This window comes from Gordonia marina (genome assembly GCF_052036135.1).
In the GTDB taxonomy this organism is placed as follows: domain Bacteria; phylum Actinomycetota; class Actinomycetes; order Mycobacteriales; family Mycobacteriaceae; genus Gordonia.
This window is the reverse complement of record NZ_JBPSDN010000009.1, coordinates 24724-36381: the sequence shown is the minus strand read 5'-3', so window position 1 is coordinate 36381 and position 11658 is coordinate 24724. Positions and strand designations below refer to the sequence as shown.

The following is an 11658-nucleotide window of genomic DNA, read 5'->3' as shown; positions in this document are numbered from 1 at the left end:
TGGACGCATGGACTACTTGCTGACTCTGGGCGTCATGGTGGTGCCGGTGATCTTCTCGCTGTTCGACGGCGACGGCCAGAGTGTCGCGGATGCGTGAATAGCGACCGCTTCCGCGAAGGTCTGCCGATCCGTCGTTTGTTCGTACGACATGACCGGCCGGCCTCTATCATGCCGCGCATGACCAGAACTCTCTCCATGCTCGCCGGCACCGCCGTTCTCGGCGGGCTCCTGTCGCTCGCTCCGGTGTCGCCGGCCGCCGCCGCGCCGGTCGCGTACAAGAACTGCACCGCCCTCCACAAGAGCTTCCCGCACGGCGTCGCCCGGCCGGGCGCGCGGGACAAGGTGAGCGGCCGATCGAAGCCGGTGACCACCTTCCGCGTGAACAAGGCCGTGTACGACCGCAATGCCCGGCTCGACCGTGACAAGGACGGGATCGCCTGCGAGAAGAAGTGAACGACGACCGATGACGAAGGGGACCGCCAGGCCGGCGGTCCCCTTTCTTCGTCTGACCGCACGGTGGTGGCCCCGCCTTCGCGGGTCCGGAGCGCGCGTTGGCTGAACTCGCGGCGGCACGCCGTCGAGGGGCGACCGGAAGAGGGCGGGTCAGACCCGCCGTGGGCCGAATTGCCGATTCCGGAATAAGGTTTTGACCTGCGGTGATAGGGCGATTTGCGCGGTCTGGGCGCAACTGTGGGACGGATGTCCGCGTCTCCCTATCGTTCTGTGGACATCCCGTCGCAGAGCCTTGAGGAACCCCGGAGACATGAACGCACCGCGCCCCGACAAGCCGTTGCATTTCGCAGCTTTCGTCATGAACACGACCAGCCACATCGTGCAGGGGACCTGGCGCCGGCCCTCGGCACGACAGGCCGATTTCAACAGCCTCGATCACTGGGTGAATCTCGCCAGGACCCTGGAGCGGGGCAAGTTCGACGCGATCTTCTTCGCCGACGTCGTGGGCCTGTACGCGCCCTACCGCGGCGACGAGCGCAAGTACTTCGAGGCCGGGCTGCAGGTTCCCAGCAACGACCCGAGCGTGCTGGCCAGCGCTCTCGCGTACGCCACCGAGCACCTGGGCATCGCGTTCACCGCCAGCATCCTGCAGGAGCACCCGTTCAACTTCGCGCGGCGGATCTCCACGCTCGATCACGCGACGCAGGGACGGATCGCCTGGAACATCGTGACCAACTATCTGCCCAACGCGAGCCGCAATTTCGGGCTGGACGGCCTCACCGCGCATGACGAGCGCTACGCGTGGGCCGACGAGTACGTCGACGTCACGTACAAGCTCTGGGAGGGCAGCTGGGACGAGGACGCCCTGGTCCAGGACCGGGAGCGGGGGATCCACGCCGACTACGACAAGGTGCACCGCATCGATCACGTCGGCCCGCGGTACCGCGTCGAAGGACCGCACCTGGTGAGCCCGAGTCCGCAGCGCACCCCGCTGCTCTTCCAGGCCGGGGCCTCCGAGGCGGGCCGCACGTTCGCCGCGAAGAACGCCGAGGCGGTCTTCGTGCAGTCGCCGAATCCGGCCGCCGCACTGCGGGACACCACCGACATCCGGGAGCGGGCCGTGGCGGTGGGCCGTCGCGCCCACGACCTGAAGTTCTTCCAGGGCCTGTACGTGGTGCCGGCGTCGACCGAGGCCGAGGCCGAGCGCAAGGCCGCCGAACTCGACGAATGGATCGACTACGACGCTCAGCTGTCGCATCTGTCCGGGGCGCTCGGCATCGACTTCGGGCACGAGGACCTCGACACCCCGGTCGGCGAGATCCAGACCGAAGGCGTGCAGTCGATCGTCGGGTGGATCCGGGACGTGGTCACCGATCGTCCCGCCACGTTGCGCGACGTCGCCCACTACACGGCGACCAGCCTGCGGATCGTCGGCACACCGGAGCAGATCGCGGACGGCCTGGCGAACTGGCGGGCACACGGCGTCGACGGCATCAACCTGGTGAACTACGAGATCCCGACGTCGTACGAGGAGTTCGTCGACCACGTGATCCCGGTCTTGCAGGACCGCGGCCTGGCGCAGCGCGAATACCGCGAGGGGTCGTTGCGGCAGAAGCTGTTCGGCGCGGGTGACCGCCTTCCCGAGCGTCATCAGGCGGCCCGGTACCGTGGCGCGTTCGGCGCGGCACCGGAGACGGCCGCCGAGCTCGCCGAGGCGGGCGTCTGATGGGTGCGCCCGAGACTCCGGGACCGCCCAAGCGGCTCATCCTCAACCTGTTCGAGATGAATTGCGTCAGCCACATCACGCACGGTCTGTGGCGGCTGCCCGGGAACCGGCGCGAGAACGTCAACGACATCGAGTACTGGACGGGGCTGGCCCGACTGCTCGAAGACGGCGGTTTCGACGCGGTGTTCCTGGCCGACGTGCTGGGCACCTACGACGTGTTCCGCGGTTCGGCGGAGACCGCGATCGTGCGGGGCCTGCAGATCCCGAACAACGACCCGGCGTCGGTGGTGCCCGCGATGGCCGCGGTGACGCGGCACCTCGGCTTCGGCATCACCTTCTCCACCACCTACGAGCCCCCGTTCTCGTGGGCGCGGCGCGCGTCGACCCTCGACCACCTCACCAAGGGCCGCGTCGGCTGGAACATCGTGACGTCGTACCTGCCGAACGCGGCCCGCAACCTCGGCCGCGACGACGAGATCGACCACGACACCCGGTTCGAGATCGCCGACGAATACCTCGACGTCCTCTACAAGCTGTGGGAGGGCAGCTGGGACGACGACGCGATCGTCGCCGACCGCGAGAACAACGTGTTCGCCGATCCCGCGAAGATCCGGCCGATCGACCATGTCGGCCGGTACTTCCGGGTCGAGGGGCCGCAGCTGCCCAGCCCGAGCCGCCAGCGCACACCGGTCCTGTTCACCGCGACCGCCTCGCCCGCCGGCACCGGGTTCGCCGGGAAGCACGCCGAGGTGGTGTTCACCGGCGGGTCGTCCCCGGCGCAGCTCAAGGCCCTGATCGCCGCGCTGAAGGACGCCGCCGAGGCGGCCGGCCGCGACCGCGACGACCTGAAGGTCATCACCACCGCGGGCATCGTGGTGGCACCGACGCAGGCGCAGGCCCGCGCCAAACTCGCCGAATACCAGCGCTGGTCCGACCCGGAAGGCTACCTGGCGCACGCCGGGCTGACCTGGGATCCGACCGCGCTGCCGCCGGAACAGCGGCTCGACACCCTGCCGCTCGGCCGCCATCGCGGGCGCACCGAAGCGGGACCGGATACCACGGTCGGCGAGTTCCTCGCCGGTTTCGGCGACCTCGCCCGCCACCCGCTGTTCGCGGTGGGCGACCCCGAACAGGTCGCCGATGCCATCGAAGGCTGGCTCGACGATCTCGATCTGGACGGCATCAACCTGCTGCAGTACCACTCCTACGACACGGCGCGCGACTTCATCGAGCTGGTGGTGCCGGTGCTCCGGCGGCGCGGTCGTCTCCGCGAGTCGTACGACCCGTCCGAGACACTGCGCGACCGGATCTTCGGCCGCGGCCCCAGGCTGCCCGACAACCACCCGGCCGCCCGCTACCGCGGCGGCAAGCATCTGCCGCGCCGGGCGGGGATCGCCGATCCCCAGCCCGCCGCCTCCTGACCGCACCCGCGGTCGCCCTCAACCCACCCCGCTCGGCGTATCGAGCTCACCGACGAAAGCACGGTAATGAAGAAGTACCTCCGACCGACCCTCGCCCTCACCGCCGCCGGTGCCCTCCTGGCCGGAGTCACCGCCTGCGGTTCCGGCGAGTCCGGCAGCGGTGAGCGCATCCAGGGCGGCACCATCGAGTACGCGCACGTCCAGGAGCCGCCATGCATCTTCGGCGGCTGGATCCAGCAGGCGTACATCTCCCGGCAGGTACTCGACGGCCTGGTCACCCTCGCCGACGACGGCACCGTCAAGCCCTGGCTCGCGCAGTCGTGGGAGGTGTCGCCGGACGGGCGCACCTACACCTTCGCGCTCAAGCCGGGCGTCAAGTTCACCGACGGCACCCCGCTCGACGCCGCCGCCGTCGCCTACAACTTCGACCAGTTCGCTCACGGTGACCTCAACAGCACCGCCAAGGTCTCCATCTCGCCGTACTTCACGTCCGCGGAGGCCGTCGATCCGCAGCACGTCGCGATCCACCTGAGCGACCCGTACCCGGAGTTCCTGCGGCTGATCACCCAGGGCTACTTCGGCATCCAGTCGCCGACCGCCCTGAAGACGCGCAGTGCCGAGGAGAACTGCGAGAAGCCCATCGGGTCGGGTGCCTTCACCGTCGCGGAATGGAAGAAGGGGCAGCAGGTCACCTTCAAGCGGAACCCGGACTACACGTCCTGGCCGGCCACCGCCAAGCACCAGGGGCCGGCGCTCGTCGACGCGATCAACTGGAAGTTCGTCCCCGACGCCACCTCCCGGTACGCCTCGCTGACCACGGGCCAGTCGGACGCGATCTACGAGGTGCCGACCGTGCGCTGGAAGGATGCGCAGCAGCGGTTCAAGAACACGATCCGGTACATCACCCCGGGCAAGCCGGTCTCCTTCTCGGTCAACACGCAGCAGGGGCCGTTCACCGACAAGCGCGTCCGGCAGGCCTTCGGGTACGCGGCCGACCGGAAGTCCGCCGTGCAGGCCGGCTTCCACGGCGTCATCCCGTATGAGCCGAACGCGGCGGTCTCGCAGTCCACGCCCGCCTACCTCGGCGGCGACCCGTACCCGTACAACCCGGCCAAGGCGGCCGACCTGCTCCGGCAGGCCGGCTGGACCAAGGGTGACGGCGGCATCTACCGCAAGGACGGCAAGTCGCTGACCATCCGGGTGGTCTACGGTGCGGGCTCGTTCATCACCCCCGAGGGCGCGACGATCCTGCAGGCGCTCCAGGAGCAGTGGAAGCAGAACGGTTTCGACGTCGAACTGATCCCGGCGACGATGGCCGAACTCTGGGGCGGCAAATACAGCGATCCGGCCACGTACGACGCGCTGCCGTCGTACTGGACCAGCCCGAGCCCGGCGATCCTGTGGATCGTCTGGCGCGCCGGCACGCCCACCGATCCGAACGGCAACAACCGGTCGTTCTTCAACGACCCGCAGCTCACGTCGCTGATCAACGCCGCCAACACCAACCCCGACACCACGGCCGGCTTCGCCCAGTACCGGCAGGCCCAGCAGACCATCGCCGACGACGCCGCGGGCATCGGCCTGTACACGCAGAGTTCGCTGATCGCGTCGTCGAACCGGCTGCACGACTTCTGGGTCGAGAAGAGCCAGGGCGAGCCGGTGTTCTCCGACGCCTACCTCACGAAGTGACCGCACGGGAGACGCATCGAGATGACCACCTTCCTTCCCACCGGGGCCGCCGGGCGCCCGGTCTGGGTCACCGCACGGGCCGCACGACGGCTCATCGTCAAGATCGTGTCGGGCATCGCGGTCCTGATCGCCGCAGCGACGGTCGCCTGGGCCGCGCAGCTCGCGGTGCCCGGTGACCGGGCCACCGCGATCCTCAACATCCGCAGCGGCCGCGACGAGTCGTACACGGCAGGCCAGCTCGCGCCGGTCAACCGGCAGTTCGGCTTCGACCAGTCGCTGGTGCAGCAGTGGCTCCACTACATCGGCGGCTTCTTCACCGGCGACCTGGGGACGTCGTATTCGCAGTACAAGCCGGTCACCGAGATCATCGGCGCCCAGCTCGGCCCGAGCCTGGTGCTCACCCTGCTGGCGCTGGTGGTCGCGTGGCTCATCGCGGTGACGGGCAGTCTGCTCACCGTGAAGCGCGGCCGGTTCCTCGGCGGCCTGGGCTCGTCGATCGAGGCCTTCACGGCGAGCCTGCCGCAGTACTGGGTCGGCATGATCCTGCTGGTGCTGTTCGCCGTGCAGATTCCGCTGTTCCCGGTGATCGGCGGCAACGGGATCGCCGGCACGGTGCTGCCGGTCCTCACCCTGGCGATACCGCTGAGCGGCTTCCTCGGCCAGGTGATCCGCGACGAGTTCGACAAGGTGCTCGACCAGCCCTTCATCACCACCGCCCGCACCCGCGGACTCGGTGACACCGCGGTCCGGCTCGGGCACGGGCTCCGGCACGCGGTGATCCCGGCCATCAGCCTCTCCGGCTGGGCGCTCGGCGCGCTGATCTCCGGCGCGGTGATCGTGGAGAACATCTACGGCCGGCCGGGAATCGGGCAGGTGCTGGTCACCGCCGTCAACACCCGCGACGTCCCCACGGTGGCCGGTGTCGTCGTGGTGGTCGCCGCCATCTACATCGTCGCGAATCTGCTCGTCGATCTCGCGTACTCGCTCATCGACCCCAGGCTGCGTGCATCATGACCTCCCTCGCCCCGTCCGCCGGATCATCGCCGGTCCGCGATGCCCTCGACGCCTTCGCCGCCCGCCTGTCCGGACTCCGCCCGGGCCTGATCCTCGCCGGCCTGTTCGTCGCCCTCATCGCGGTGGCGGCCGTCTTCCCGGGCCTCCTCGCGCCGCACTCGGCGACGGCGATCGACCTGAACAACCCCCTCGCGTCGCCGTCGTGGCAGCACCTGTTCGGCACCGACGAGGCGGGTCGTGACGTGTTCTCCCGGGCGGTCTACGGCACCCGGCTGTCGCTCGGCATCGGGCTCGGTGCCACCGGCATCGCCATGGGCCTGGCGATCGTGTTCGGCTTCACCGCGGCCCTGGCCGGCGGTGTGGTCGACGCGATCATCACCCGGATCCTCGAGGTGTTCTTCGCCTTCCCGGCGCTACTGGCCGCGCTGCTGGTGGTCTCGATCTACGGGCCGTCGGCCACCACGTCGATCGTGGCCGTGGGCGTGAGCTCGATGCCCGGCTACGCGCGGATGGTGCGCGGGCAGGTCCTCAGCGTGCGCGGTGCGGGCTACATCGAGGCGGCGACCGCGCTCGGGCACTCGCGGGCGACCGTGATCCGGAGACACCTGTTCCCCAACGCGATGCGGCCGATGGTCGCCGTCGTCACCCTCGGCATCGGGCAGTCGATCGTCTGGGCGTCGTCGCTGGCCTTCCTCGGGCTCGGGGTGCGTCCGCCCAGCCCCGAATGGGGAGCGCTGCTCGACGCCGGCCGCAACTACATCACCACCAACTGGTGGCTGGAGATCCTGCCGGGCCTGGTCATCGTCCTCTTCGCGATCTCGGTCACCACCCTCGGCCGGGCCGCGCAACAACGACTGGAAGGAGCGGGCCGATGACCGCCATCGCCCTCGATTCACCCCGCACCACCGCGGCCCCCGCCCCCGGCGGGAACCCGCGACCACTGCTGACCGTCGAGAATCTGCGGATCGGCTTCGGCGCCACCGAGGTGGTGAAGGGCATCTCGTTCCAGGTGGCGCCCGGCCGGTGCCTCGCGATCGTCGGCGAATCCGGCTCCGGCAAGTCGGTGACGGCCCGCACTCTGGTCGGCCTGACCGGTGCGGGCGCGCGGGTCCGGGCCGATCGGCTCGAACTCGACGCCGGGGCCGCCGCCACCGTCGGGAGCGGTCCGATCGATCTCACCGCGCTGGCGGAGCGGTCGTGGCGGCGCATCCGGGGACGCGACATCGGCTTCGTCCTGCAGGACGCGCTGGTCTCACTCGACCAGTTGCGGCGCGTCGGCGACGAGGTGGCCGAGCCGCTCAAGGTGCACCGCTGGGGAAACCGCGCCGCGCGTCGTGCCAAGGCCGTCGAACTGCTCGCCTCGGTCGGGGTGCCCGAGCCCGAGGTCAAGGCGCGGCAACGGCCCTACGAGCTGTCCGGCGGTCTGCGGCAGCGGGCGCTCATCGCCTCCGCGATCGCCCTCGACCCGCCGCTGCTGATCGCCGACGAGCCGACCACCGCGCTCGACGTCACCGTGCAGGCCCAGATCCTCGACCTGCTCGCCGAATCCAAACGTGGTGGACAGGCGATCATCCTGATCAGCCACGACCTGTCTGTGGTCGACCGCATCGCCGACGACGTGGCGGTGATGAAGGACGGCGAGATCGTCGAGCAGGGGACCGTCGCCGACGTGCTGTACGCGCCGGCGCATCCCTACACGCGGGCGCTGCTCGACGCGGTGCCGTCGACGCATACCCGCGGCACCCGGCTGGTCAAACCGGCCGCGGGCGAACCGGCGGGAGCACTGCGCACCCGCGCGCCGATCGACCCCGATGACGTGGTGCTGGAGGCCAGGCACCTGTCCAAGGTCTATCGCGGACCGGACCGGGTGGACCGCACCGTCGTCGACGACGTGTCGTTCGCGCTGCGGCGCGGGGAGACGCTCGGCATCGTCGGCGAATCCGGGTCCGGCAAGACGACCACCGCGCGGATGGCCCTGGCGCTGGAGCGCGCCACCGCCGGCGAGGTGCTGCTCGACGGCGAGGCGTGGACCGGCCTGTCGGTGGGGGCGCGGCGTCCCCGGCGGCACCGGATCGGGGTCGTCTATCAGGACCCGCTCAGTTCGTTCGACCCGCGCTGGCCGGTCGGCCGCATCCTTCTCGACGCGCTCGCGACCGGCCCCCGGCCGCCGTCGGCCAAGGCGGAGGCGCGGCAGCGGGCGGTCCGGCTGCTCGAACAGGTGGGCCTGCGCGCCGAACACCTCGAGGCGGCGCCGCTGCGGCTGTCCGGCGGTCAGCGGCAGCGCGTCGCGATCGCCCGGGCGCTCGCCCCCGAACCCGAGGTGATCGTGTGCGACGAACCGGTGTCCGCGCTCGACGTCTCGATTCAGGCGCAGGTGCTCGATCTGCTCACCGACCTGCAGGACGAGCTCGGCGTCAGCTACCTCTTCATCTCCCACGATCTGGGCGTCATCCACCACATGAGCGATCGGATCCTGGTGATGAAGGGCGGTCGGGTCGTCGAATCCGGGACGGCCGACGACGTCTTCGAGCACCCGCGGCATCCCTACACGCGGTCGTTGCTGACCGCGCTCCCGCGGCTGGAAGGCCGCGGCGCCCTCCCTTCCACACCATCCCGAGAGGACCGGGTCCGATGACCACCGATGCACGACTGACCGAGCGCTTCGCTCCCGTCTTCGCCGAGATCGCCGCGGGCGCGCTCGACCGAGAAGCCGATCGGGTACTCCCCGCCGAAGCCGTGGAACTCCTGCGCGAATCGGGATTCACCCGGATCCGCGTCCCTGAACAGTACGGCGGGCTGGGCGCGACCGTGCCGCAGTTCGTCCGGCAGCTCATCGCACTCGCCGAGGCCGACTCCAATCTGCCGCAACTGCTGCGCGGTCACTTCGCGTTCGTCGAATCCCGCCTCTCGCATCCGGAGGCGGCGGTCCGTGAACGATGGCTGCGGGCCGTCGCGGCCGGCGAGATCATCGGCAACGCCCAGTCCGAGAACGGGAGTTCGTCGTTCTGGACCAACACCACCGCGGTGACCCCGGACGGCGACGGCTGGTCGCTCTCCGGCCGCAAGTTCTACTCCACCGGCAGCCTGTTCGCGGACTGGATCCACACCAGCGCCGCCGTGGATGCGGACCGTACCGCGAACGTCCTGGTCCCCTCCGGCGCGCCGGGCGTGGAACGGATCGACGACTGGGACGGCTTCGGGCAGCGCCTCACCGGCAGCGGCACCACGGTGTTCGACGGCGTTCCGGTGCCCGATGAGGACGTGGAGATCCACCCCAACGGGGAGTTCTCCGGCACGTATCTGCTGGCGGTGCTCCAGCTCAATCACCTCGCCACCCTCGCCGGAATCGGGCAGGCGGCGGTCCGCGATGCGGTGGCCTTCGTCCGGCAGCGGAGCCGCAACCTGATCAATCCGCGCTACCCGCGGCCCGCCGCAGATCCGCAGATCCAGCAGGTCGTCGGCCGGATCGCGAGTGCGTCGTTCGCGGCGACCGCCACCACCCTGGCCGCGGCGGACGCGGTCGGCGAGATCGCCGATGCCGTCGTCGCCGGGACCGCCACGGCGGAACTCTTCGACGCGGCCGATGTCGCGGTGTTCTCGGCACAGACGGCGGTCGCCGAACTCGTGCTCGGGGCGGCCACCGAGCTCTTCGAGGTGGGTGGCGCGTCCGCGGTCACCGACCGGTTCGGGCTCGACCGGCACTGGCGCAACGCGCGCACCCTGGCCTCGCACAACCCGGCGATCTACCGGCAGACGCTCGTCGGCGACTACCTGCTCAACGGGCGGCCGCCGAGTTCCTGGGCGGCCGATTCGTGGGCGGCGGTGCGGCAGAGCGAGGCCGTCGGCGCCGGTGTGCCGGCCACCGCGAAGGAGGGCGACCGATGACGCGGCGTCTGCTCTTCAACGCCTTCGTCATGAACACCACCAGCCATATTCATCACGGGCAGTGGCGTCGGCCGGATGCGCACCAGCACGACTTCAACGATGTCCGGCTGTGGATCGATCTGGCGAAGACCCTGGAGGATGCGAAGTTCGATTCGCTGTTCTTCGCCGATGTGTCGGGGCTGTACGGCGACTCCGATGCGGACTATTCGGTGTACGTGCGGGAGGGGCTGCAGATCCCCAGCAACGACCCCACGGTGCTGGTCGCGGCGCTGGCCACGCACACCTCCGACATCGGGCTGGCGGTGACGTCCAACGTCTTTCAGCAGCACCCGGCCAACTTCGCCCGGCAGATCGCCACGCTCGATCACATCTCCGGCGGTCGCATCGCCTGGAACATCGTGACCGGCACGCAGGACAACGGCTATCGGAACTTCGGGTTCCGTGCGCTGGAGGACCACGACGAGCGCTATCGCTGGGCCGATGAATACGTCGACGTCACCTACAAGCTGTGGGAGGGGTCGTGGGACGACGGGGCGCTCCGCCGCGACAAGGACGCCGGAATCCATGCCGATCCGGACAAGATTCACAAGATCTTCCATCGCGGCGAGCGCTACGAGGTCGAAGGTCCGTTTCTGCCGTCGCCGTCACCGCAGCGGACGCCGCTGCTGTTCCAGGCCGGCTCGTCCGGCCCGGGGCGCGCGTTCGCCGCGCGCAACGCCGAGGCCGTGTTCCTGATCGCGCCGTCCCCGGAGATCGCGAAGCAGCAGATCGACGAGACCCGGGCGCTGGCGGTGGCGGCGGGACGCCGCGCCGACGACATCACCTTCCATCAGGGGCTGAGCTTCGTCATCGGCGACACCGAGCAGGAGGCGCGGGAGAAATTCGAGGAGTATCAGCGGTTCGCCAGCAGCGACGGCTACGCCGCGCACATGGCGGTGGTCGGCCCGGACGGACGGGTCTACCCGGCGGACACCCCGATCGCCGAGACCGCGACGAACACCGCGCACGGATTCCTGGACCACCTGCGGGCGCACATCACCGATCGGGAACCGACCGTGGGCGACCTCTCGCTGCAACGCCTCCGCGACATGGTGGTCGTCGGTACCCCCGAGCAGATCGCCGACCGGCTGGAGCAGTGGCAGCGGGCGGGGGTCGACGGTATCAACGTCATCAACTGGGTGATCCCCGGCTCGTTCGAGGAGTTCGCGGCGAAGGTGATCCCGGTGCTGCGGGAACGTGGACTGGCCCAGACCGAATACGCGCCGGGCACGCTCCGGCGAAAGCTGTTCGGCGACGACCGGCTCAGCGACCGGCATCCGGCGTCGGCGTACCGCGGGGCGTTCGGAGCGCGAGACGCCGGCGAGTTGCCGGTGGCGAACTGACCTGAGCGGTGCGGGGGCCCGGTGTGGACCCCCGGCCGCTCGTGGACGGCGCCGCCCAGACCGTCGCGGATGCGTGAATAGTGACCGC

The 11658-nt window shown here is 70.0% G+C and carries 9 protein-coding genes; all 9 read left to right on the top strand.

Annotated elements, in window-relative coordinates; translation table 11 throughout:
- The first annotated feature begins 177 nt into the window (after positions 1-177).
- Positions 178-453, top strand: coding sequence for an excalibur calcium-binding domain-containing protein (locus ACSEEN_RS07480; RefSeq protein WP_440712809.1), 276 nt, complete (start codon positions 178-180; stop codon positions 451-453).
- Positions 454-763: 310 nt separating this feature from the next.
- Positions 764-2179 (top strand): LLM class flavin-dependent oxidoreductase, encoded by a 1416-nt coding sequence (locus ACSEEN_RS07475; RefSeq protein ID WP_440712808.1) that lies wholly within the window; start codon positions 764-766, stop codon positions 2177-2179.
- Complete coding sequence (locus tag ACSEEN_RS07470) at positions 2179-3600, top strand: NtaA/DmoA family FMN-dependent monooxygenase (protein WP_440712807.1); 1422 nt, start codon at positions 2179-2181, stop codon at positions 3598-3600. Before ACSEEN_RS07475 ends, ACSEEN_RS07470 begins: the two co-directional genes overlap by 1 nt.
- 66 nt (positions 3601-3666) lie before the next feature.
- Positions 3667-5289, top strand: coding sequence for an ABC transporter substrate-binding protein (locus tag ACSEEN_RS07465; RefSeq protein ID WP_440712806.1), 1623 nt, complete (start codon positions 3667-3669; stop codon positions 5287-5289).
- 21 nt (positions 5290-5310) lie between these two features.
- A complete protein-coding gene (locus ACSEEN_RS07460) occupies positions 5311-6303 on the top strand; it encodes an ABC transporter permease (protein ID WP_247865304.1) in 993 nt (330 codons plus the stop codon).
- The gene (locus ACSEEN_RS07455; protein ID WP_247865303.1) at positions 6300-7178 is read left to right on the top strand and encodes an ABC transporter permease; all 879 of its coding nucleotides are present in this window, start codon (positions 6300-6302) and stop codon (positions 7176-7178) included. The genes ACSEEN_RS07460 and ACSEEN_RS07455 overlap by 4 nt, the downstream gene beginning before the upstream one ends.
- A complete protein-coding gene (locus ACSEEN_RS07450) occupies positions 7175-8938 on the top strand; it encodes a dipeptide ABC transporter ATP-binding protein (protein ID WP_440712805.1) in 1764 nt (587 codons plus the stop codon). Before ACSEEN_RS07455 ends, ACSEEN_RS07450 begins: the two co-directional genes overlap by 4 nt.
- On the top strand, positions 8935-10188 hold the full coding sequence (locus tag ACSEEN_RS07445) for an acyl-CoA dehydrogenase family protein (protein WP_440712804.1): 1254 nt from the start codon (positions 8935-8937) through the stop codon (positions 10186-10188). Before ACSEEN_RS07450 ends, ACSEEN_RS07445 begins: the two co-directional genes overlap by 4 nt.
- Positions 10185-11570 carry an NtaA/DmoA family FMN-dependent monooxygenase gene (locus ACSEEN_RS07440; protein WP_440712803.1) on the top strand — a complete coding sequence of 462 codons (1386 nt, stop codon included), beginning with the start codon at positions 10185-10187 and terminating at the stop codon, positions 11568-11570. The genes ACSEEN_RS07445 and ACSEEN_RS07440 overlap by 4 nt, the downstream gene beginning before the upstream one ends.
- Positions 11571-11658: the final 88 nt, after the last annotated feature.